This is a genomic window from Streptomyces sp. NPDC048718 (genome assembly GCF_043198875.1).
Classification (GTDB): domain Bacteria; phylum Actinomycetota; class Actinomycetes; order Streptomycetales; family Streptomycetaceae; genus Streptomyces.
On record NZ_JBICVG010000002.1, the window covers coordinates 254025 to 275292 of the forward strand.

The 21268-nt window shown below is 71.8% G+C and carries 19 protein-coding genes; 6 read left to right on the forward strand and 13 right to left on the reverse strand.

Annotated features, from left to right (window positions below; genetic code table 11):
• The first annotated feature begins 87 nt into the window (after window positions 1-87).
• Window positions 88-762 (forward strand): peptide deformylase, encoded by a 675-nt coding sequence (gene def / locus ACGFRB_RS04170; RefSeq protein ID WP_393238717.1) that lies wholly within the window; start codon window positions 88-90, stop codon window positions 760-762.
• 42 nt (window positions 763-804) lie between these two features.
• On the opposite strand, the gene ccrA is transcribed toward def, so the two are convergent.
• The 10 genes from ccrA to ACGFRB_RS04220 form a co-directional block, all read right to left on the reverse strand.
• A complete protein-coding gene (gene ccrA / locus ACGFRB_RS04175; protein WP_393238720.1) occupies window positions 805-2127 on the reverse strand; it encodes a crotonyl-CoA carboxylase/reductase in 1323 nt (440 codons plus the stop codon).
• 13 nt (window positions 2128-2140) lie between these two features.
• On the reverse strand, window positions 2141-4603 hold the full coding sequence (locus ACGFRB_RS04180; protein ID WP_393238723.1) for a condensation domain-containing protein: 2463 nt from the start codon (window positions 4601-4603) through the stop codon (window positions 2141-2143).
• Entirely contained in the window at window positions 4600-6204 is a 1605-nt protein-coding gene (locus ACGFRB_RS04185) for an AMP-binding protein (protein WP_363003839.1), read from the reverse strand. Before ACGFRB_RS04185 ends, ACGFRB_RS04180 begins: the two co-directional genes overlap by 4 nt.
• A complete protein-coding gene (locus ACGFRB_RS04190; protein WP_393238728.1) occupies window positions 6201-6446 on the reverse strand; it encodes a phosphopantetheine-binding protein in 246 nt (81 codons plus the stop codon). Before ACGFRB_RS04190 ends, ACGFRB_RS04185 begins: the two co-directional genes overlap by 4 nt.
• Window positions 6447-6525: 79 nt before the next feature.
• Window positions 6526-7851 (reverse strand): condensation domain-containing protein, encoded by a 1326-nt coding sequence (locus ACGFRB_RS04195; protein ID WP_393238731.1) that lies wholly within the window; start codon window positions 7849-7851, stop codon window positions 6526-6528.
• Window positions 7848-9575 carry an acyl-CoA dehydrogenase family protein gene (locus ACGFRB_RS04200; RefSeq protein ID WP_363003845.1) on the reverse strand — a complete coding sequence of 576 codons (1728 nt, stop codon included), beginning with the start codon at window positions 9573-9575 and terminating at the stop codon, window positions 7848-7850. Before ACGFRB_RS04200 ends, ACGFRB_RS04195 begins: the two co-directional genes overlap by 4 nt.
• A 15-nt stretch (window positions 9576-9590) precedes the next feature.
• Complete coding sequence (locus ACGFRB_RS04205) at window positions 9591-10532, reverse strand: helix-turn-helix domain-containing protein (protein WP_393238734.1); 942 nt, start codon at window positions 10530-10532, stop codon at window positions 9591-9593.
• A gap of 20 nt (window positions 10533-10552) precedes the next feature.
• Entirely contained in the window at window positions 10553-11218 is a 666-nt protein-coding gene (locus ACGFRB_RS04210) for an FMN-binding negative transcriptional regulator (RefSeq protein ID WP_363003849.1), read from the reverse strand.
• Between the two features lie 77 nt (window positions 11219-11295).
• Window positions 11296-11715, reverse strand: a complete 420-nt coding sequence (mce, locus tag ACGFRB_RS04215; RefSeq protein ID WP_393238738.1) for a methylmalonyl-CoA epimerase — start codon at window positions 11713-11715, stop codon at window positions 11296-11298.
• Window positions 11712-13037 (reverse strand): lysine N(6)-hydroxylase/L-ornithine N(5)-oxygenase family protein, encoded by a 1326-nt coding sequence (locus ACGFRB_RS04220; protein WP_393238741.1) that lies wholly within the window; start codon window positions 13035-13037, stop codon window positions 11712-11714. The genes mce and ACGFRB_RS04220 overlap by 4 nt, the downstream gene beginning before the upstream one ends.
• Window positions 13038-13391: 354 nt before the next feature.
• Here ACGFRB_RS04220 and ACGFRB_RS04225 point away from each other — a divergent pair, with 354 nt between their 5' ends.
• Window positions 13392-14402, forward strand: a complete 1011-nt coding sequence (locus ACGFRB_RS04225) for a LuxR C-terminal-related transcriptional regulator (RefSeq protein WP_393238744.1) — start codon at window positions 13392-13394, stop codon at window positions 14400-14402.
• 470 nt (window positions 14403-14872) lie between these two features.
• Here the strand turns inward: ACGFRB_RS04225 and ACGFRB_RS04230 are convergent, their stop codons facing one another.
• Entirely contained in the window at window positions 14873-15001 is a 129-nt protein-coding gene (locus ACGFRB_RS04230) for a hypothetical protein (RefSeq protein ID WP_393238747.1), read from the reverse strand.
• 840 nt (window positions 15002-15841) lie between these two features.
• A complete protein-coding gene (locus tag ACGFRB_RS04235; protein WP_393239485.1) occupies window positions 15842-16117 on the reverse strand; it encodes a hypothetical protein in 276 nt (91 codons plus the stop codon).
• On the opposite strand from ACGFRB_RS04235, the gene ACGFRB_RS04240 reads away from it, so the two are divergent.
• Entirely contained in the window at window positions 16011-16469 is a 459-nt protein-coding gene (locus ACGFRB_RS04240) for a hypothetical protein (RefSeq protein WP_393238750.1), read from the forward strand. The genes ACGFRB_RS04235 and ACGFRB_RS04240 overlap by 107 nt on opposite strands.
• 512 nt (window positions 16470-16981) lie before the next feature.
• Window positions 16982-17254 carry a hypothetical protein gene (locus ACGFRB_RS04245; RefSeq protein ID WP_363003863.1) on the forward strand — a complete coding sequence of 91 codons (273 nt, stop codon included), beginning with the start codon at window positions 16982-16984 and terminating at the stop codon, window positions 17252-17254.
• 337 nt (window positions 17255-17591) lie between these two features.
• Here the strand turns inward: ACGFRB_RS04245 and ACGFRB_RS04250 are convergent, their stop codons facing one another.
• Window positions 17592-18137 carry a LysE family translocator gene (locus ACGFRB_RS04250; protein WP_393238753.1) on the reverse strand — a complete coding sequence of 182 codons (546 nt, stop codon included), beginning with the start codon at window positions 18135-18137 and terminating at the stop codon, window positions 17592-17594.
• Between the two features lie 175 nt (window positions 18138-18312).
• On the opposite strand from ACGFRB_RS04250, the gene ACGFRB_RS04255 reads away from it, so the two are divergent.
• Window positions 18313-18699 carry a cupin domain-containing protein gene (locus ACGFRB_RS04255; RefSeq protein WP_363004306.1) on the forward strand — a complete coding sequence of 129 codons (387 nt, stop codon included), beginning with the start codon at window positions 18313-18315 and terminating at the stop codon, window positions 18697-18699.
• Between the two features lie 85 nt (window positions 18700-18784).
• Window positions 18785-19525, forward strand: coding sequence for an alpha/beta fold hydrolase (locus tag ACGFRB_RS04260; protein ID WP_393238756.1), 741 nt, complete (start codon window positions 18785-18787; stop codon window positions 19523-19525).
• Window positions 19526-21268: the final 1743 nt, after the last annotated feature.

Here is a 21268-nt window from a genome sequence, read left to right on the forward strand (position 1 = left end):
CGCCGACTCCAGCTGCCGCCCATTCCCACCGGGCGCGTGCGGCGTCGAGGTCGAGCGCCCACCGTTTCGCGAAAGGTTCTCGCGCCCATGTCCAAGCTCCAGCCTGCCACCGTGGACCACCGGGTTCGTGTCCAGGGGCAACCCGTGGACGACTACCCCGAGTTCGCGCCCGAGTCCAAGCGCGGCCGGGTCCTGCGCGTCACCGTGGTCGGCGAGGACATCCTGCACCGCCCCTGCAAGGAGGCCGTGGAGTTCGGCACACCTGAGCTGTCGCAGCTCATCGACGACATGTTCCTCACCATGTACGTCGCCGAGGGCGCGGGCCTGGCGGCCAACCAGGTGGACGTGGACCTGCGCCTGTTCGTCTACGACTGCGGCGACGACGACGGCGTCCGCCACGTCGGCCACATCCTGAACCCGGTCATCGACGACCCGGCCGGCCGTCGGCGCCTGCTCGAGGCCGGCGAGGGCTGCCTCTCCGTCCCCGGCCCCCGCCACGACCTCGGCCGCGAGGAGCGCACGGTCGTCCGCGGCTTCGACAAGGACGGAAACCCACTGGCCATCGAAGGCACCGGTTACTTCGCCCGCTGCCTCCAACACGAGACTGACCACCTGAACGGCATGCTCTACATCGACCGGCTCTCCAAGCGGCAGCGCCGCTCGGTGCTCCAGGAGATGGCCGAGGTGAAAGAGGGCGTCTTCGCCGAGCGCCGCACCCGGGCCGAGGCCATGGGTGCGGAGTACCTCTCCGTCGGCGGCTGACCGGTGCGTGGGGCCGGGCCGAGCGCCCGGCCCCACGCAGTACTACCGCCGCAGCGGCGCGATGTTCAGCTCACCGATCCGCTCGCGCAGCGCCTGGTCGGTCACGCCCAACCCCGGCTTGGGGGCCAGCCCGAGAACACCGACCTTGCCGATGTGGCCGTTCTGCTGCACCAGCCGGGCCGCCTCGGCCGCCTCCTCCATCGGGTAGGTGACGGACAGGGCGGTCTTGATCGCCCCCTGCGAGATCAGCCGGTTGGTCTCCGACTGCTCCTGCAGGTTGGCGCCGTGGCTGCCGATCACCTTCTTCAACCGCATCCACAGGTAGCGGTTGTCAAACTCGTGCTGGTACCCGGTGCTCGAACCGCAGGTCACCACCGTGCCGCCGCGGCGGGCGACGAAGACAGATACGCCGAAGGTGGCCCGTCCGACGTGCTCGAAGACCACGTTCGGGTCCTCGCCGACCGCCTTGCGGATGAGTCTCCCAAGGCTCTTGCCGACGACGCTCGGGTCGGCCGGCTCACTGCCGGCGAGTCCGATCTCCTGACGGTTGATCACCGCGTGGCAGCCGAGCGACCTGGCCTGCGCGGCCTTCTCCTCGGAACTCACGACACCGACGGCGATCCCGCCGCCGTTGCGGACGAACTGCGAGGCGTACGCACCCAGGCCACCAGCCGCGCCCCAGATCAGGACGACGTCGCCCTGCTTGATCCGAGCACCGCGGTCGCCGACCAGCATGCGGTAGGCGGTTCCGGCGCACAGCGGGTTGGCGGCGGCCTCCTCCCAGGTGAGCGCCTCCGGCTTCGGCAGCAGCTGGTTGGCCCGGACGACCGTGTAGTGGGCGAGCCCGCCGAAGTTCGTCTCGAAGCCCCAGGCGCGCTGGTCCGAGCCCAGCATGCCGTCCTGGTGGGTGAGCGGGTCCTGGTCGTCCACGTAGGCGGTGGTGACCACCACGTGGTCACCGACGTCCCAGCGGCGCACACCGCTGCCCGTGCGCACGATGACACCCGCCGCGTCCGAGCCCATGACGTGGTACGGCTGGTCGTGCCGGGCCTGCCAGCCGCCCTGCTTGCCGAGCTGGCGCAGGAAGGCATAGGTCGGCACGGGCTCGAAGGTGGCCGACCACACGGTGTTGTAGTTGATGCCGCTGGCCATCACGGCGATCAGCACCTCGTCCGGCGCCAGCTCCGGCATCGGCACCGCGCCCAGGCGGAGAGAGCGGCGGACATCCCTGTCTCTCTCCCCGCGGAAGAGATCCACGTCCTCGATCCTGGTGTGCAGGGCCGTGAACTCCTTCGGCACGGGCAGGCTCTCCAGCTCCTCCCGGCCCGCTCCGTTCACCACAGCCTCGGCGAGTACATCCGTCATGGGTTCGATCTCCTTAGCTCTTTCCGTATTCCCTGGAACCGGCGGCACCGAGTGCGACGGTGTCCACCGATCCGTGGTCGTCACGCGGCAGCACGCGCGTGATCTCGATCCGGCCGGGCAGGTCCTGCCCCGGCAGCCGCTCGCGCAGTGCCGCGCGGATCGTGCCCGCATCCACGGGCTCCACCGCGTCGGCCACCGCTACGACCAGCACCGCGGCCGAGCCCCGCCGGGTCTCCCGCAGCACCACAGCCGCCTCGTGGACTCCCGGCAGTCCGTACAGCACCCGCTCGACCAGCGGAACGTCGATCAACCCGTGGTGGCTGAGCCAGCGTCGGCCGTCGGCTCCCAGGTAGTCGATCCGTCCTTCGGCCGTGACCCGGCCTTGCCCGGCACCGTGCCGTCCGTCGGTCACCGGCCGCTCCATCCCGTTCACTACGGCGGTGATCCGCCCCGGCACGCCTTCGGGCAGCGGCTCGCCGTCCTCGCTTCGGACCTCCAGACGCAGCCCGGGCACGGCGGTGATCCGCGGCGGGTCGAACGGCCGCGCACCGAGCCCCGCCCAACCGACCACCTGGCCCGCGGCAAGGCAGGGCGCCTGCAGAACCCGCCCCGACGCGGTCCAGTCGAGCAGCTCGGCCGCGGGGCACAGCTGGTCCAGCGGAACCACCAGGGCGTCCGGCTCGCCGGATGGTCCCGGCGACAGCCGTCGGCCCGCGAGCTCCCGGAGGACCGCGAGCGGCCCGTACAGCCGAGCGACGCGCTCGCCAGGTTCGGCCGCCGGGTCGCGCAGTAGTTCCAGCGCCGCGCCGCGCCGCCAGGCCGCGACCGCCTCCACCGCGAGCACCGGAACCGGCGCGGGCAGGTACGCGGCCGTCGCCGTCCCTTCTCCCGGTCCGGCCGGAACCGCGAGGTCGGCGGCCGCCCACAGAGCGTCGGCACCGCTCACCGGGCCGGTCAGCACCTCGCGTAGGGCGGCTAGAACCTCGGCCGTCTCCCCGTGGTCCGACGCGGTGGCCGACCGCAGCAGCGGCACCAGCTCGGCGAAGGTGAGCCGCCATCGCTCGCCGCGCAGCGCGGCCGCAGCCGGCCGCTCCGCCGCGAGCCGACCGAGCAGCGCGGTGAGCGCGGCACGGCCGTCCGCCGGTTCGGCGGACCGGTCGTACGTCAGTGGCAGCCGCAGCGCGCGCCCATTCGAGCCGGTCCGCTCGACAAGCGCCTCAACGGCCCGGCAGAAGTGCTCGTTGAAGGCCGCGGCCTCGTGCTCCCCGGTGTTCTCCACCCGGTAGTCCAGCCGGACCCGGCAGTTCGGCCAGTCCGCCCGGATCTGCAGCGTCCGTTCGAAGGTCGAGGCCCGGTTGGGAGTGAAGAAGTCCCAGTCCAGCGCGAGCCCGGGGACCTCCAGCCGCAGCCCGCGCGGCGGGCGCGGGAAGGAGACGCCGACCTGGGTCATCAACCGCGCCGCGCTGCCCGACGGCAGGGCCTTCACCAGTTGCTGGAAGGGCACCCGGCGGTACCGGCGGACCCGGCCGAGCGCAGCGGCGGCCTCCGCCACCAGCGTCTCGCCCGAGGCGTCCGGATCGGTCTCAAGAAGCATCGGCACCACATTGATCTGTGCACTGGCGACCCTGGCCGTGCGGGTGTCGCTGACGTCCGCGGCGATGCCGAGCACGGAGCGCCGGTTGCCGTACCGGGCCAGCTGAAGGCCGAGCGCCGCCACCAGTGTGGTGAAGGTGCTGACCCCCTGGCGCTCGGCCAGATCGCGCAGCCCGGCAACGTGGGCGGGGTCGATGTCGACCATCCTGGTCCCCGCCACGGGCCCTTGCCTCCCGGTCACCGTGCCGGGCAGCGCCATCGGCTCCCGGATGTCGGCCATGGCCCCGGTCCAGTGGGCAACGGCCTCCGCGCAGACGTCCTCCGCCGCCTCCGGGGCCTCCGCCTCACTCAGGACCTCGCGGTCCAGCGGCTCGCCGGCCCGCACAGAGCTGAGGAACCGGGTGAAGTCGGCCGCGACCAGGAACTTGCTGCGGCCGTCGAAGCCGGCGTGGTGGGCCGGCATCGCCAGGGTCCGGCGGCCGCCACCGTGGTCAAGCAGGAGGAACTGCAGACAGCCCTCTTCAGCCAGGTCCCAGCGGCGCGGTGCCTCGTGCCTGGCCATCCACGCGCGTACCGACTTCCGTTCCTCCCCCGGTGAACAGGGCAGCGCGGCGGTACGGAAGCGCAGGAGTTCCGCGGCGGGCAGGACGAATCCGCGCAGCACGCCGTCGACCAGGCGCAGGACGGTACGCACCGGCTCGTGGCGATGCAGGACCGCCTCGGCGGCGGCGCGCAGCTCCCGTTCGGTCACCGAGCCGGTGATGGTGACCGCCAAGTACCCGGAGTTGCTTCCGAGTTCGGCCACCTGTTCCTCCGCCCACAGCACCTGCTGCGCGGCGGTCGGCGGTAACCCGGCCGCCCGATCCCCCGTGAGCACGGTCATGCCCGCGATCCCCCGGCCCGGTTCGCCGCCTCGGTCGCCCGTCGGCGTGCGATGTCCTCGGTGATCAGGTTCGCCACGGCGTCCCGGTCGGTCTTGCCGCTCGGGGTGCGGGGCAGTGCGGGCAGCACGGTGATCGTCAGCGGCACCGACACCTCGGGCAGCACCTCGCGCAGGTGGGCGAGGATCGCCGGCAGATCGGGCTCCGGACCGTCGGTCGAGGCCGTCACGGCCGCCCGGAGGCTCTTGAGACCGGAGGCGCTCTCCACCACGACGCAGGCGGCACCGTCGACGCCGGGCCGGCCGAGCAGCTGGACGTCTACCTCCAACAGGTTCACCCGGATGCCGCGGATCTTCACGTCGCTGTCCAGCCGGGAGAGGAACTGCACCACGCCGTCCTCGATCCGGACCAGGTCGCCCGTGCGGAACACCCGCTCGTGCCCGTACGGGGTGGGCTCGACGGTCCGGTAGCGCTCCTCGTTCAGCTCCGGCCGGTTGAGGTAGCCGAGCGAGACCGGAAGACCCGCGACCAGCAGCTCGCCGACGTTCGACTCCTCCTTGCCGGTCGGGTCGATCAGGAGTTCGCACCCGGGCAGGGGCACGCCGATCGGCGGCAGGGTCGGCCAGTCCTGGACGGCGGCGGGCAGGATGTGCGAGGTCACCATCGCGGACTCGCTCTGCCCGTAGTGGTTGACCAATCGGGCCTGCGGCAGCCGCTCGAACATCGCACGGATCTGCTGGCTGCAGACCACCTGCTCGCCGGCGGTGTTCAGCTCGCGCAGCCGCAGCCCGTCCAGATCCGGCTCGGCCGCGACCGCGACGGCCAGCATCTGCAGCGCCACGTACGGCAGGAAGAGCCGTTCGATCCGGTTCTCGGCCAGCCAGGCGAGCAACTGGACCGGCTCGCGGCGCAGCCGCTCGGGCACGATCACCACCGTCCCGGCGCCGCGCAGCGAGCCGAGCACCTCCTGGAAGGAGACGTCGAAGTTCAACGGGGCGAACTGGCCGGTGCGGAGGTCGGGCGCGGGCGAGTGGGCGGCCTGCCACTCAACCATGTTGTCCAGGCAGCTGTGCGGGATCGCGACGCCCTTCGGCCAGCCGGTGGAGCCCGAGGTGTAGATGACGTAGAAAGGAAGGTCGGGACGGCATGCGACCGGCTGCCAGCCGTCGCCGGGCCGGTGGGGCTGCGAGTCCTCCGGCCCCGGGATGGGCACGCGGACGGCGGAGGATTCCAGGTCCGCCACCTCGCCGGTGTGCAGTAGCACGGACGCCCCGCTGTCCGCCAGCATGTGGGCCAGGCGGCGCACCGGGTATTCCGGGTCCAACGGCACATAGGCGGCGCCCAGGAAGGCGGCGCCGAGCATCGCGGCCACCACCTCGGCACCGCGCGGCCCGGTCACTCCGACCCGGTCCTCGGCCGCGACCCCGTGCTTGGCCAGCAGGTCCGCGATGTCCCTGGCCCAGCCGACCAGGTGGGCGTAGCTGAATTCGCGGTCCCCGTCGACGACCGCGATCGCGTCGGGTCTGGTCGCCGCGGTCTCCAGCAGGGCCTCCAGGAGGCAGCGGGGGTCGGCGTCACCGCCCCAGAGCGAGATCCCGGTCATGCCACGGCCTCCACGGTCAGTGCGGCGGCCAGTTCGGCCACGGTGGGGTGGTTGAAAATCAGCCGGATCGGCACCTCTTGGCCGAGCTCGCGCTGGATGCGGGTGGCGATGGTGGTCGCGGCCATCGAGTCACCGCCGAGGTCGAAGAAGTTCTCCTCCATACCGATGTCGGCCATCCCGAGTGCCTCCTCCCATATGCCGATCAGCACTTCGACCAGGCCGGTACCGGACTGCGTTGTCATTGCTTGCGCCTCTCTAGTGGTTCGTCCAGGGCGCGCGGCAGGCCGGCTCTCGCGGTGGGGCCGGCCGGCCCGCGGCCCGCTAATCGTCGAGGTCGCCGAGCGCCAGCCCGGGCGCGCGGGTCCACCGGTCGGCCAGGGCGGTGAGCTCCTCGACCAGCGTCTCGGCCGCGTCCGCCTCGAACAGGTCTGCAGAGAGCAGCAGTTGCCCGGTCGTTCGGTCCCGCCGGTGCTCCAGGTGCAGTTCCACCTCGAACCGGGTGACCAGCGGCGGGATCGGCCACTCGACGGCGGTCGGACCGCCGAACTCGGGTACGGCCGCCGGGGCGTGCAGATCGAAGCCGACCTGGGCAAGCGCCGGGCGGTGTGCCTGGCGCGGTACGTCGCTCAGCGCCACGACGCGATCGAACGGGAGCAGGTGTTCCAAAGCGTCGAGCAGGGCCTGCCGGGTCTCGTCGACCAGTGTGTCCAAGGTGGTCTCCGCCGTGCACCGCACCCGGACCGGAACGACGTTGACGAGGAAGCCGACCAGACCGGCCGCCTCCGTCCCGGCGGCGCGCCCGGCGCTCGGCACCGCGACGATGATCTCCTCGGTGCCCGCGCACCGGCAGAGCATGCCGGCGTACAGCGCCAGCGCCGTGATGAACGCGGTGGAGCGATGGGCCCGGCCGAGGCCGGCCAACCGCTGCCGCACCGGCTCAGACAACTCGAACCTCGCCAGGTGCGCCCGGCCGCTGCTGTGGCGGCCCGGCGGGAAGTCGAGCGGGAGCCCGGAGTCCGCCGGGGCGCCCGCCAGCGTGCGCCGCCAGTATTCAGCGGCCGCCGGGTCCTTCGGCCGCGCCGCGACCCGCTCGAGGTGCGCCAGGAAGCCGGGCGCGGGGTCCAGCCCGGGCTCGGCTCCATCCGCGAACGCCCTGTAGCAGAGCGCGAGTTCATGGAAGAAGACGCCCATCGACCAGCCGTCGAAAGCGATGTGGTGGATGGTCAGCAGCAGCAGGTGCTCCTGCTCGCCGAGCGGGACCAGCTCGACCCGCAGCAACGGCCCGGCGGCCAAGTCGAATCGTCGCTCCCGGGCCCGCTCGATCAGCTCCCGGAGCTCCTCGTCCCGCTCGCCACCCGGCGGGAGCGTGAGTGGCTCGCGCAGCTCGAAGACCTCCGGACCGCTGTCCCGGACCACCTGCCGGACGCCGTCGCCGGTCTGCCGGTAGGTGGTGCGCAGGCTCTCATGCCGCTCCACCAGCCGGGCGACCGCCCGCCGGAGAGCGGTGATGTCCAGCGGACCGGTCAGTCGGAGCGCACGCTGGATCAGGTACCCGATGTTTCCCGGGGCGAGCTGCTCGCTGAACCACATGCGGCGCTGGTGGCTGCTGAGCTCCGCGACGACCGCGGTGGTCTCGGCCGTGCTCATGCCTGCCCGCTCCCCCGCTCGGCGAGCCACCCCGCCGCGACCGCGGCGCAGTCCGGCTCGGTGCCCTCCACCAGCGCGTCGATCCGGCGGCGCGCGTCGGCGATGCGGTGCCCGGCCCCGGCGCAGAAGAGGTCCGCCAGGGCCTGCCCGTCCCGGGCCCCCTCCGGGCACGCGCCGTCGGCGGTGCGGGCCAGCACGAGCCCCATGGTGAGCAGTTCCTCGATGATCAAGCCCAGCTGGACGAGCAGGTGGTCCTGGGCCGCCAGCTCCCGGCGGTCGGGCCACCGCTCGGTCAGCCGGGCGCAGAGCCTGGCCAGTTCGCGGGAGCCATCGGCCACGGCCCGCCAGTTCGCGAGGTTGCGTTCGGACAGACCGGCCAGGTCGGTCGGGTCGGTCGGCGTCCCCCCGGCGGGCTCGGCCGGGGAGACGGGGAAGTAGCTCAGGGCGATGAGTCCGAGCCGGGCCTGGAGCAGCGACTCCACCCCTCCGGCGATCCGCAGCCCGCGGGCGTCGCGGTACATCCGCTCCAGCGGCAGCGCCGCGGCCTGCCGCCGCTCCTTGCTGCGCGCGGTCTCGTACCCCTCGCCCGCGAGCAGGGTCAGGGTGCGCTCGACGGTCCGCCAAGCGAGCAGCGAGGTGATGTTCTTGGCGGCGAAGCGGTCGAAGACCAGGTTGATCTCCCGGCCGTCCGCGTCGGCGAGCGTGGTCCACTCCACCACGCTTTCCAGGGCGTACAACTCGGCCAGGCTGGTCGCCAGACCGCGCTGGATCTCGTCATAGTCGGCCAGCGGCCGTCCGTTCACGCGCCGCCGCGCGAGGAAGTCCCGCGCGTACTCCAGGCACTGCCGAATAATCGCGGCCGACGGCGGGGCGATGATCTGGAGCCGGCCACGGGCGAGCGGGTAGCTCCGATGCGGGGTCCGCCAAACGCCGGGCTGCTCCTCGGACAGCACCAGCTCGGCGGGGACGCGCACGTCCTCGAACACCAGCAGGCCGCTGGGCATCCCGCGCAGGCCCAGGTAATCATGGCGCGCGGCGACGGAGAACCCGGGGGTCGTGGTGTGGACGAAGAACTGCCGGATCCGCTTGCCGTCCGGCTCCTCGACGGTGGCCGTGACGGTCAGCAGATCGGCAATGGGCCCGTTGCCGATGAAGATCTTACGGCCGTTCAGCAGGTAGGCGGCGCCGTCCTCGACAGGGGTGGCGGTCACATGGCGGGCCGCGTTGGCGGCCCCCTCGGGTTCGGTATCCGCGGCTCCGGTCAGCGCCCCGGCGGCGATCGCCTTGCGCAGGTGGTCCAAGAGCGGCCCTTCCGCGAGCACCGGAAGGTAGGCGGGCACGCCGAGACCGTTGTGGAAGGCGAGCAGCAGGCCGGCGGCAGGGGCCCAGTCGGCCGCCGCCTCGATCACCCGCAGGACATTGCGCGGCGACAGGCCGGCGCCGCCGTGCTCGGGGTCGACCGCGAGGTGCAGCAGCCCGGCCTCGCGCAGCCGGTCCACCAGTCCGTCCGGCAGGGCGCCGGTCTCCTCGACGGTCCGCGGGTCGGCGCAGTCGTCGAGCAGTTCACGCAGGACTCGGGCGGTCTGCTCGCCCTGATGGAGGTCCTGCTCGTCCTGCCGCGGCCAGGGGAAGAGCAGGTCCCAGCGGAGGACTCCCTGGACCAGGTCCTCGAAGAGGCTGGGGAGTCCGGGGACGCTCATGGGGTTTCGGGCGGGCTCGGTCATCGGCGTGCCTTCGGGCTAGATGTTCGGTAGCGGCCGGCGGCGGCCGCCCTCGGCGGTGAGGACCGGTCGGGCCGCGGCTTGACAGCGAATGAAGCGGGTGGCCGGCAGAGCAGGGGCCTGCACGGCACCGCGGTGCCGCCAGCGTGTGGCGGAGTTGCGGCCGGCCGCCGGGCAAGGCTCCGGTTCGACGACCGGATGGGTGGTCACCACCCATAGCCGGTTCTGCGGTTCGAGGGCCGCCGCCCACGAGAAGAGCGGGGCGAGTTCGCCGTGGACGAGCATGGTCACCGGGCCGCCCGCGTCGCTCAGCAGTCTGGCGGAGAACTCCTGGGCGAGCCTCAGGCCCGGCGCGCCGGGCAGGGCCGCGAAGCGCAGCCCCGCCCGGCCGGTCACGGCGGAGATCAGGGTGACCGGCTCGGCACCGAGGACGGAGCCGCCGCCCACGAGGTAGCACACCGCACCGCGCCGCGCCGACTCGGCCCGCAGCTCCGGCAGCCGGTCCCGCCTCCAGGCGGCGAGCCACTCGGCGTCGGCGTCCGGTGCCTGGTGCAGCGGGTGCCGGGGGGCGAGGCCGAGCCGGTCCAGCGCTCGGCCGAGAGCGGCTGTGGACAGCGCCACGCCGAAGGCGTCGGCCGCGAGTGAGCCGACCGTCTCCCGCGTCCACAGCGCCCCGTCGAGTCCGTACTGCCGCGGCTGGCCGCCGACGACCAGCCGGGCTAGTTCGGTCAACTGTCGGGCGCCCAGGATCGGTGCCCGCCCCGGGGCCGGACGCCGGTGCAGCGACTGCTCGCCTTCCGACCTGTACTTGGCCACCCAGGCAAACACCGCGGCCCGGGAAAACCCCAGCGCAGCGGCCACCTCCTCGACCCGGACCCCGCTCTCCACCTGCTGGACGGCCCGCAACCGTATTGCCTCCAGCGTGCGCCGGTCGATCTTCCGGCCGTCGTTGCCTCGCATTCCCAGCTGCCCCGCGCCGGTCAGGAGGCGGTCGGACTGGCGGTCTCGCCGAGCCCGAACTCGCGCATGACGCGCGCGAGCTGACGGTGGCCGCCTGCGGTGTCCTGCTCGAAGCGCTGGATCACCCGCTCCTGGATCTCGGCTGACTTCTCCTGGCTGAGCTTGAACGTCGCGTCCACGGACTCTATCTCCAGGTAGAACGCGCCGACCCCGGGGAGAATACTGCGGAAGTAGTCCATGGAGGTGCCGGCGTCCCACTTGTCGCCGAACAGCCGCTCCAGGGTCTCCACGGTCCAGCGGACGATCTGCAGCGTCTCCTCGGGGTCCTGCACCAGGCGCAGCCGGCCCTGCACGTGCACCGAGGTGAAGTTCCAGGTCGGCGCGGCGGGGTCGGTGTGGTAGACCGCCGGGGTGACGTAGCCGTACGGCCCGTCGAACATCATCCGGGCGGGGGTGCCGTCGCTGAGGGCCGACCAATGAGGGTTGGCCCGGTTCATGTGGCCGATAAGCTCCAGGCCGACCAGCGGCGCGTCCTCGGACGTGCCCGGGGTGAGCAGCGAGGGGACGTGGGTCGCGAAGGGGGCGGCCTGGCCGCCGCCGCTGGTCAGGGTGGCGAGCGGGTGGTCACGCATGATCCGCCGCGGCCACGCCTCGCCGTCGGCCTGGTAGAGGTCGGGAACAAACATGTGCTTCTCCAGTGGGTTGGGGTGGTCGTCGGCCGGCCGGACTCCTGGAGTCGCGGTCGCCGGCCGACCGGCCGGGTTCAGGGCAGGGTGACGAGTTCGGTCAGCACCCCGTGGCAGTCCCTGGGATGCAGGAAGGTCACGCGCGTGCCGCGCGAGCCGGTACCGGGCGGGTCGAAGATCGGCCGGATGCCGCGTGCCTTGAGGCGCTCGGACTCGGCTTCCACGTCGTCCGTCCCGAAGGCGATATGGTGGACACCCGGCCCGTTTTCGGCCAGCCAGGCGGAGACCGCCGAGTCGTCGCGTACCGGCTCCAACAGCTGAATGTACGAGGCGGCGCCGTCGTCGGTGGCCCCCACCTTGAGCATCGCCTCGCGCACGCCCTGACTGTCGATCACCTCGACGTGGCAGAGCTCGAAACCGTGGGTGGCCCGGTAGAACTCGACCGTGTCGTCGAGGTCCCGGCAGACGATGCCGATGTGGTCGATCCGGCTGATCACTCGGCACTCTCCGGGACTGCGGCGCCGGACAGGCCGAGGGTGATCGTGTCGACAATCTCGCCTGCCCGCACCGCGATGTTCGACAGCAGGCCGGAGGAGATGCCGTGGCTGTGTTCGGTCGGGCCCTGGAGGTAGATCCCCGCCCTCAGGGTCTCCTCGGTCACCACCCGGTAGTCCCGGCCGACCTCGAGCCTGCCGTGCTCGTCGGTCTTGCAGGAGGTGACGAGCCCGCCGAGCAGCTCCGCCGGGTGGCCCGGCCGGTAGCCGGTGGCATAGACCACGGCGTCGGCGTCGAGCGCGGAGACCTCGCCGGTCGGCAGGTACTCGATCAGCGCCCGCACGCCGTCGATGGTCGACTCGACGTCGCACAGGCGGGAGATGTTGCGGATGTGCAGGCGCTGACGCCCGGTCACGTTCTCCAGGTACGAGCGATTGTAGAGGTCCTGGATGAGGTCCATGTCGACCACCGAGTAGTTGGTGTTGGCGTGGTAGCCGAGGAGTTGGTTCTTCACCTCGCCGGACGCCTCGAAGTAGTCGTCCACGGCCGCCGGGTCGAAGATCCGATTGGCGAAGGCGCTGTCGTCCGCGACGCTGTACCCGTAGCGGGACAGCACCGCGTGCACCTCGGCCTCGGGGAACCGCCCGTGCAGGTAGGCGACCACCTCGGCGGCGCTCTGGCCCGCCCCCACCACCACAAACCGGCGGGGATCCCTCGCGGCGATCTCCTCGACCCGGGTGAGCGTTTCGGAGCTGTGCCACGTCCGCTCGCCGTTCGTGGCGCCTGGCGGCAGCACCGGCACCAGGCCGGTGGCGACCACCACATTGCGGGTGCGGTGGGTGACCAACTCCCCGTCCTGGCGCACCACCACGTCGAGCAGGCTGGTGACGCCCTGCTCGTCGGTGACGGGCCGGATCTCCACCACCTCGGAGCGGTAGTCCACCACGTCGGTGAACCGGGCCGCCGCCCAGTCGAGGTAGTCATGGAACTCGACCCGCAGCGGGAAGAAGGTCTTGTGGTTGATGAAGTCGAGCAGCCGACCCTTCTCCTTCAGATAGGAGAGGTACCCGTACTCGCTGGTGGGATTGCGCACGGTGGCCAGGTCCTTGAGGAACGACACCTGCATGGTCGCGCCCTCGATCAGCATGCCCCGGTGCCAGCCGAACTGCGGCTGCCGCTCGAAGAACCGCGCCCGCACCGGGCCCTCGGCATTCGCGCCAATGCCCTGTTCCCGCAGCGCCACCGCCAGGGCCAGGTTGGCGGGACCGAATCCGATCCCTACCAGGTCGGTCTCGGCTATTTCGTCCGTCGACCGGATTGCCATTGATCCATCCCTCGTTTCGTCGCACCGGTGCGACAACACCGAATCGGTCACTGGGGGAAGTGCCGCGGACGGTTGACCGAGACCCGCACGGGTGACGGCGCGACAACGCTGTCGCAATACCGACAGACGCCCTCCAATCAGCGTTCACAACCGACCCCTTCAGGACACATCCCCCAGTCAGAGCCTGTTTTCGAACTTGACAGCCCCCTCGAAACATCCTGCCCCGAGGTTGATCTCGAGGGCCAACTTCGTAGATGATCGATCACCGCATGACGGGGATACGAGGGGGAGACAACTATGCCCAATCCGGACTTTTATGACGCCATCGGAGTACCGGCTCTCACCGACGTTGATGTGAGCGTGTATCGCCATATAGCCGAGAGCGACGCGGTCGGACTCGCGCAGGTCTGCACGGACACCGGGCTCGGGTTCGAGCAGGCCGCGGACGCCGTCGACCGATTAATAAGGCTCAGACTGGTGAGTCGACTGTTCGAAGAACCGATGCGCTTCACCGCGATATCACCGGACAGCGCCAAGGCGAAGCTGCTCGACCGCACCGTCCGCGACCTGATGTCACGGCAGCAGGAAGTGGACCTGATCCGGTCGGACTTCGACTCCCTGCGTGACATCTTCGAGATGAGTGAGCGACGGCGATTGCAGCAGTATGCCGTCGAGCCACTGGACACGGCCGAGAACATCCGCCTCGCCGTCAAAAACGCCATCACCTACGCCGAATCCGAGGTGCTGGTCTGCCAGCCCGGCGGTGCCCATCCCGCCGCTACCGTCAACGGCTGCCTGACCATGGCCGACGAACTGCTCGGACGTGGGGTGCAGGTGCGCTGCCTCTACCAGCACGCCGCACAGTACAGCCTTTCGACCCTCGCCTACGTGGAACGGATTACCGACCTGGGCGCCCAGGTCCGCACGGTCAGCGACTACTTCAGCCGGCTCCTGGTCTTCGACCGCGCCATGGCCGTCATCGAGCTGGCGGGCAAGTCCAGTGGCGTCGTCCTGATCCGCGACCCGAGCCTGATCCAGTTCGCCGCAGACGCGTTCGAGCACATATGGAGCTACGCCCGGCCGTTCCTGGTCGACTCTGGGCCCAACGTGTCATCCTGGGCCCCGGATGCCACCAAGGCAACCATCGTCCGCCTCCTCACCGAGGGCCTGGAGGACAAGGTCATCGCCCGCCGCCTCGGCATTTCGCTGCGCACGTGCCAGCGCCATGTCGCGGAGATCATGGACTACCTGGGCGCCCGCAACCGCTTCCACGCGGGTTTCATCATCCACCAGGTCGGGCTGCTGGACCAGACGATCGCCTGGCCGCCACACAGCGGCGCCCGGCCGACCGCCAAGGCCAGCTGAGCACCCGATCCAGGCTGCACAACGTCGCGGACGCCTGCGCCCACCCTGTCATGCTCAGGAAATTTTCTGGGACATGCACGGGTCCGGGGCGCAGGCGTCAGCCCACCCGGGGCCCACGCGGCGATGTCGACCCGCCCTTGACGACACCTCAACCAAGCCGATCAAAGGCCGACCGGGAAAGCCGCACCCCAACGCGGTTGAGCAGGCCCTGGCCACCGACCGGCCGCCGAGGCCGGTCGCATCAACCCTGGACGGCTCGCAACACCCAGTGGGAATCCCCGTACGCCTCACGGGCGGGTAGTCATCAGCCCCGGAGGGCTCGCAACCCAACCCGAGCGCGACCTCGGCTCCTCCATGGCACCAGAACCGCCGACATCGCCTCCGGAGGTGGTGGTCGAACCGGGAGTGATCAACTTCGGCACGGTACGGCTGAGCCAGCCGCTGCCGGTCACCCGGCAACTGCACATCGGCTACAGCGACGGCTCGCCGGTCCGCCACGTGCAGCCGGCGACTCCGGCCGACGACTCCTGGGAGGCCTTCGCGGTCGAGCCGGGCACGGTGCTGGTGAAGTGGCACCAGGTCGGCCGCACGCTGCTCACAGCGCTGTGGATGGACCGCCTCAGTACCAGGCGGAGGGCGTGGTGGTCCAGGTGCCGCTGTGAGCCGTCGTCGGACAGCCGGTGCGCCCGGCTCCACCAAGGCCGCCGCGAGCAGACCCGCAAGCAGCGGCACCAGGCCCATCCGGTCGCGCAGCCGCCGGCATCCGGCGCCGCCGCGAGCCCATACCGCTCGGAGGCCTCCCCCGGCGGCCAAGCGATCGCCTACTACGCCAGGGTGCCCGGCACGACCACCACCGGCCCCGAGCTCTGGGACCCACCACCCCAGACCAGCGCAGGTCCGTGGGTGGCCTGGTGGACGTTGCCTCCGCCCCCCCCTTGCCGACCACGTCAAGCACAACAGCGCACAGCTCGCTTGAAACACCCTCGTCCACGGCAGTTCGCATCTCATCCCGAGTAGGCGCGCGGCCGCTTACCAGTGTCATCTCGGCGGGTGTCACTAGTGCGTGAGAGAGCGTTGTCAGCATTCGTCGTTCGAAGTAGGACTCGTCGGCCCCAACCTCCAACTGCGACTCATCGACACCCTCGCCTACCAGCTGACCAAATCGAGCACTGCTGATGACAGGAACGATGTAAGAACCAGGTCGGGCCTGGCCGAGTCGTGGCCTTCGAGCATGCTTGTGAGCCGCACGTGGAATCGATTTTCCGTAATCGCCTTGCCGGCGAATCTTTGCAGCAGCGGCAGAGACCATCAGCCGCTGAGACGAGGCAAATAGACCGATACCAGAAACAAGGGGAATGGTTCCCTCGGTGATGTCGTCGTCTTCAGCCCTGAAATCAGTCATGTCGATGAACTGCCGTGAGATCTCCAGGGCGATTTGATCAACCGGCCTTCTCGTGCCGCGAAATCTCTGTCAGCATCTCGACGGCCCTGCTGAAGTCTGGAGCCGTCGAAAACCGTGGAACGAGAACGGAATGCTCCGGGTCGTAATCGGGGTGCCAGAACGGCGAGGTCGCGATGGCCCGGGCCTCGGCTGCCCGGGGCACGGCCATGGGACTGAGTTCGTTCGCGAGCAAGCCGGCCGAGGAGGTCGTCGCGGCCAATCCGCTGACGTTCTTCCGGATGTACTGGATGGGCGGCAAGGACTCCATGATCACCCATGGAGCGAATGCGTGCGGCCGACAGCCCTCCCCGGGGGCTGTCGGCCGCACGTCTCATCGACTGGCGTCAGGCCACTGCGGCGAGCGCGTCGAACTCCAGAGGCAGGGTCGGCTCCGTCTGCCCGGCCTGAGCCACTCGGGCGCGTCGGTGCGCGCACGTCTCGAGCGTGATGCGCGGGTCACGGTGTCCCAGCCACTCGGCCATGTCCGACATGGACACGCCCCTGGAAGGCAGGCCGAGGCGAAAGGGCCGGAGCCAGCCGCAGATGGTCCGCGCCGAGGCAGGCCCCCGTCGTCCCGGCCCCCGAGTCGGCAACCCGCTCTGCGCCTTGCACCCGGCGCACCGTAGGCCGCCCCGCGCGTCACGGTCGGGCGTTGGCCCCGGCTGGGCCGGTGTTGCGCACCTTGCGAGCCCTCGGCGCAGTTGTACGAGCTAACGGCGGCGCCCCGCAACGGACCGGCCGGCGCCGTTCGCAGAGCGGAGAAGCGAATGACGGCGTGCGCTGAGCCGAAGATACCGGCCGGTATAAGACTCGCCGGATCCGCTCGTGTCAACGGTGTGGACGTCGTGGGGCCTGCGCCTCGGCATCGATGGCCCCTGCGCGCGTGGGTCGCACGTTGTCTGCCTCGCCCACACCACCTGCGGCCCGCGCGCCGGCAAGGGGCGCCGGGAACGGTGACGGGCACGACAATCACGGCACCACCCGTCCGATCACCAACACCGCCACCGTGGTCGGGCACCGTCCGTGTGATCCAGGCCGAGGTGTGACGGCGAGTTCTCGACGGGCCGGTGTTACCGCGCCTTTTTCGGGTGATATCGATCCTGTTCGGTACATCACTCGACGAGAGGACGAGCACCCGATGCGTAAGGTCAAGTACCTGCTCACCGCCGCTGCGATGGTCTGCGGGATGATCGCCGCCGCCGCGCCGGCTCACGCTGTCAGCGGCAGCTGCACCATCATCCTGCAGAATGGCTGGGTCGGCTACGAGTACCCCGGCCGGACCAGTGCCGACGGCAGCTCTTGCGTCCCTGACCCGCAGATCCCGGGCGGCGGCTGGCTCAACGCTGGTGTCCCCTGCGGCACCTGGGGCGTGGACTACGGCCCGTGGCTGCTGTACGTCATCTGCCGCTGAGTCACCCGGCTCGCCTCCAGGCCGGCCGCCGACGGTACGGCCGCCGGCGTAAGCGAGCCGCTGCGCCCCGGAGACAGGGCACTCGTTCACGAAGTGGTCGACCGTGCCATGGAGGCGAGGTGGACGCCGACCGGCCTGGGCCGGGCCGACTGGAAGCGGGACTCCTGGACTGACAACCAGTTCTGACGGTGCCCACAGAGGGGCCCGTACGCCGAGTCGTACGGACCCCTCTCGACTGTCCGGGACCGAGTCGGCGACGTGACCTGCGACTCCACACCCTCGCGGCGGGCCAGAGCACCACCTGCCACGGCACCTCGCGTCCGCGGGCCGTAGCGGGCTACCCGAGATGGAGGAGCGAGGAGGCGGCGAAACCGAAGAAGAGGAAGGCGACGCCTCGGGTGATCCAGGGTGCTGCGCGGCTGTAGAGCGTACGGACGGCTTGCAGACCGACGATCCAGGCCAGCAGGGCGTCGGCTGTGATGCGGCCCAGGGCGCCGGCGGGGAGGAAGACGGGCACAGTGGCGGCTGTGAGCATGCCGGTGTTCCCGGCGATGACAGACGTGAAGATGGCCAGGGTGACGGGGTGGCTCTTGGGGTTGATCAGGCCGAAAACGGCGCCGTGAGCGAGGGGGCGGCGCGCATGGACGGAGGAGCCGCTGTCGAGTGCGGAGGCCGCCGCCGGCGCCCGGATGCCGAGGTAGACCAGGTACAGGGCGCCGGCGACGGTCAGGGCAGGGAAAACTGCGGGGAACAGGAGCTGTACCCAGCGCAGGGCGATCAGGGCGAGCGGGGCCCACATGAGGTCGCCGGCCAGGTGGCCGAGGAGGAAGTGGGCAGCCTGGCGGCGCCCCTTGCCGGTGCCGATGTGCAGCACGGTGAGCACGCCGGGCCCGGGGTGTCACAGATCGGCGGGGCGTCCGGTCAATACTGCGGACGGGAGCGGGGCGACGGCCCCCGCCGATCACCCGGACACCCGAGGAAGGGGCACCACAGTGTCGAACCACCACGCAGGACACGTGCACGGAGCCGGAGGCGACCCGGCGGCTCCGGCGGGCTGGATGACCGCGGCGCAGGTGCTGCAGGACGCCGGACCGTTCACCGTCCCCGAGGGTGCCTCCGCGATGACCGTCCACATCGAGTGGGCGCCGGGCGACCCTGGTACCCCGCCGCACCGCCACTCCGGGCCCGCGTTCGGGTACGTCGTCGAGGGCGCGGTCCGCTTCGAACTGGAGGGCGAGCCGGAGCGGGTCGTGGAGGCCGGCGGCACGTTCTGGGAGCCGGGTGGCGACGTGATCCATTACCAGGACGGCAACGCGCTGGCCGACGCGCGGACCCGGTTCGTGGTGACCATGCTGTGTGCCCCCGGGAGGCCCATGCTCGAACTCGTCCCCGAGGAGGAGCTCGCCCGGCGCGCCCACCTGCGGGCCCCGCGCCACGCCGGCTGAGCACGCCTCGCCCGGCCACCGACCCCTCGTCGGACGGCCCCGCCCCACCCCGCCGACCCCCTCGCACGAAGGAGGAGCCCGCCGCATGCCCGCCATCCTCGTCCACGGCGTTCCCGACACCCATCGGGTGTGGGACGGCGTGCGCCGCCACCTGACCCGCACCGACGTCGAGGCCTGGGACCTGCCCGGGTTCGGCGCCCCGCGCCCGGACGGCTTCCGCTCCACCAAGGAGGAGTACGTCGACTGGCTGATCGCCCGGCTGGAGCGTGTCGGCGAACCCGTCGACCTGGTCGGCCACGACTGGGGCTGCATCCTCACCGCGCGCGTCTCCTCCCTGCGGCCCGACCTCGTTCGCACCTGGGCCGGCGGCAACGGCCCGGTCGACGCGGCGTACACGTGGCACCCGCTCGCCAAGGTCTGGCAGCACCCCGCCGACGGCGACCGCTTCATGCGTGAGCTGCGGCCGGAAGCGTTCGCGGCCGACCTCGCGGCCGGCTTCGAGGTGCCGGCCGACCTGGCCGGGGAGGCGGCCTCCCGGGTGGACGAGTCCATGAAGGACAGCATCCTGGGGCTCTACCGCTCGGCCGTGACCGTGGGGGCCGAGTGGGAGCCGGGCCTTGCCCGGGTGACCGCGCCCTGCCTGGTGTTCTGGGGGGTTCGCGATCCCGCCTGCCCGCTCACGTCCGGCCGGCGGCTGGCCGCCGCTCTGCGTGCCCCGGGCGTCGTCGCGCTCGACTGCAACCACTGGCCGCTGCTCCAGCGGCCGGCGGAGGTGGCCGCGGCCGTGGAGGCGCACTGGACGGCGCACCGGAGCCCGGGCCGGTGAGCCGCGTGCGACGGGCCACCAGTAGTGGTGACGGTCTGCCAGGACTGCTGCTGCCGCTCCCCGCAGGGGTTTGTCCGCCCCGCGCGGGCTGGTGTATGAGATGGGTTCGGCCCGGAACGATCAGGGTCCGGACCTTGACCTGTGTGGTTGGTGGCGGATGGCGGGCGGCGCTCGGGGCGCGGGCTGCGCGGCCGGCGCAGAGTGCGGAGCGCTGGACCAGGTGATCGCCGGGGCCCGCGAGGGCCGGGGCCAGGTCCTCGTGCTGCGCGGCGAACCGGGGGCGGCAAGTCCGCCCTCGTGGAGTATCCGGTGGAGCGGGCGAGCAGGTGCCGGGTCCTGCGGGCGGTCGGCGCCGAGTCCGAGATGGAACCGGCGTTCGCCGGACTGCACCGGTTCTGCGTACCCCTACTGGGGCGGCTGAAGCGCATTCCCGGCCCCCAGCGCGACGCCCTGTCCGTCGCGTTCGGCCTGAGCGCGTCGAGCGCGGGCAGCGCGCCGGACCGCTTCCTGGTCGGCCTGGCGGTGCTCAGCCTGCCGGCCGAGGGGGCGGAGGAGCAGCCGCTGGTCTGCGTCGTGGACGACGCCCACTGGCTCGACCGGGTCTCCGCCCAGCCGCTGGCCTTCGTCGCCCGACGGCTGCCGGCGGAGCGGGTGGCGCTGGTGTTCGCGGCGCGCACGACGGCGCCCTGTGCGGGCGGCGGCCCCTTCGGGGGGCTGCCCGAGACCGCGGTCCGGGGCCTGCGCGACGACGACGCGCGGGCGCTGCTGGAATCGTGGTACCCGGGCGGCTGGACGAGCGGGTCCGGGACCGCATCGTCGCCGAGTCCCAGGACAACCCGCGGGCCCTGCTCGAACTGCCCTGCGGGCTCGGCCCCGAGGAGCTGGCCGGCGGCTTCGGACGCCCCGACGCGCGGCCGCCGGCCGGGCAGATCGAGCAGAGCTTCCTGCACCGGATCCAGGCCCTGCCGCCCGCCGCCCGGCAGCTGCTGCTCCTCGCCGCGGCCGAACCGGTCGGTGACATCGCCCTGCTGGCCGCGGCGGCCGCGCGGCTGGGCATCGAGGAGCGCCGCCGCGGCGGCCGAAGCCGCGGGCCTGGTCACGATCGGCACCAGGGTGCGGTTCCGGCACCCCGCGGTGCGCTCGGCGGCCTACCGGGCCGCCGAGCCCGAGGCCCGGCAGCGGGTGCACCGGGCCCTGGCCGAGGCGACCGCCCCGGCCACCGACCCCGACCGCCGGGCCTGGCACCTCGCCAACGCCACCGCCGGGCCCGACGAGGATGTCGCCGCCGAACCGGAACGCTCCGCCGACCGGGCGCAGGCCCGCGGCGGGGCGGCGGCCGTCGCCACGTTCCTGGAACGGGCGGCCGAACTCACCCCCGACCCGGCCATCCGCGCTGCCGGGGCCCTGGCAGGGGCCCGGGCCAAGTACCGGTGCGGTGGCTACGACACCGCGCGCGAACTGCTGGACGCCGCCGCCCTCGGCCCGCTGGACGAGCGCCGGCTCGCCCAGGCGGACCTCCTGCGCGGGCGGATCGTCTTCGCCTCCCAGAACGCCGGCAGCGCCCTGCCGGTGCTGGTGCGGGCCGCCGGCCGCCTGGATGCGCTGGACAGCGGACTCGCCCAGCGGACCTACCGTGACGCGCTGCACGCCGCCCTCCTCGTCGACCGGCCGCCGAGCGGCGCCGCGCTGGCCGATATCGCCCGGGCCGCGCTCGCCGCGCCGCCCGGGCCGCCCGGGCCGCCC

What these genes read in the sequence shown, in the direction of transcription:
- ccrA (WP_393238720.1), bottom strand. Translation starts at nt 2,127, where the DNA reads ATGACGGATGTACTCGCCGAGGCTGTGGTGAACGGAGCGGGCCGGGAG.
- ACGFRB_RS04205 (WP_393238734.1), bottom strand. Translation starts at nt 10,532, where the DNA reads ATGCGAGGCAACGACGGCCGGAAGATCGACCGGCGCACGCTGGAGGCA.
- ACGFRB_RS04255 (WP_363004306.1), top strand. Translation starts at nt 18,313, where the DNA reads ATGACCGCGGCGCAGGTGCTGCAGGACGCCGGACCGTTCACCGTCCCC.
- ACGFRB_RS04185 (WP_363003839.1), bottom strand. Translation starts at nt 6,204, where the DNA reads ATGACCGGGATCTCGCTCTGGGGCGGTGACGCCGACCCCCGCTGCCTC.
- ACGFRB_RS04210 (WP_363003849.1), bottom strand. Translation starts at nt 11,218, where the DNA reads ATGTTTGTTCCCGACCTCTACCAGGCCGACGGCGAGGCGTGGCCGCGG.
- ACGFRB_RS04260 (WP_393238756.1), top strand. Translation starts at nt 18,785, where the DNA reads ATGCCCGCCATCCTCGTCCACGGCGTTCCCGACACCCATCGGGTGTGG.
- ACGFRB_RS04180 (WP_393238723.1), bottom strand. Translation starts at nt 4,603, where the DNA reads ATGACCGTGCTCACGGGGGATCGGGCGGCCGGGTTACCGCCGACCGCC.
- def (WP_393238717.1), top strand. Translation starts at nt 88, where the DNA reads ATGTCCAAGCTCCAGCCTGCCACCGTGGACCACCGGGTTCGTGTCCAG.
- ACGFRB_RS04195 (WP_393238731.1), bottom strand. Translation starts at nt 7,851, where the DNA reads ATGAGCACGGCCGAGACCACCGCGGTCGTCGCGGAGCTCAGCAGCCAC.
- ACGFRB_RS04220 (WP_393238741.1), bottom strand. Translation starts at nt 13,037, where the DNA reads ATGGCAATCCGGTCGACGGACGAAATAGCCGAGACCGACCTGGTAGGG.
- ACGFRB_RS04190 (WP_393238728.1), bottom strand. Translation starts at nt 6,446, where the DNA reads ATGACAACGCAGTCCGGTACCGGCCTGGTCGAAGTGCTGATCGGCATA.
- ACGFRB_RS04245 (WP_363003863.1), top strand. Translation starts at nt 16,982, where the DNA reads ATGCGTAAGGTCAAGTACCTGCTCACCGCCGCTGCGATGGTCTGCGGG.
- ACGFRB_RS04200 (WP_363003845.1), bottom strand. Translation starts at nt 9,575, where the DNA reads ATGACCGAGCCCGCCCGAAACCCCATGAGCGTCCCCGGACTCCCCAGC.
- ACGFRB_RS04240 (WP_393238750.1), top strand. Translation starts at nt 16,011, where the DNA reads ATGGGACTGAGTTCGTTCGCGAGCAAGCCGGCCGAGGAGGTCGTCGCG.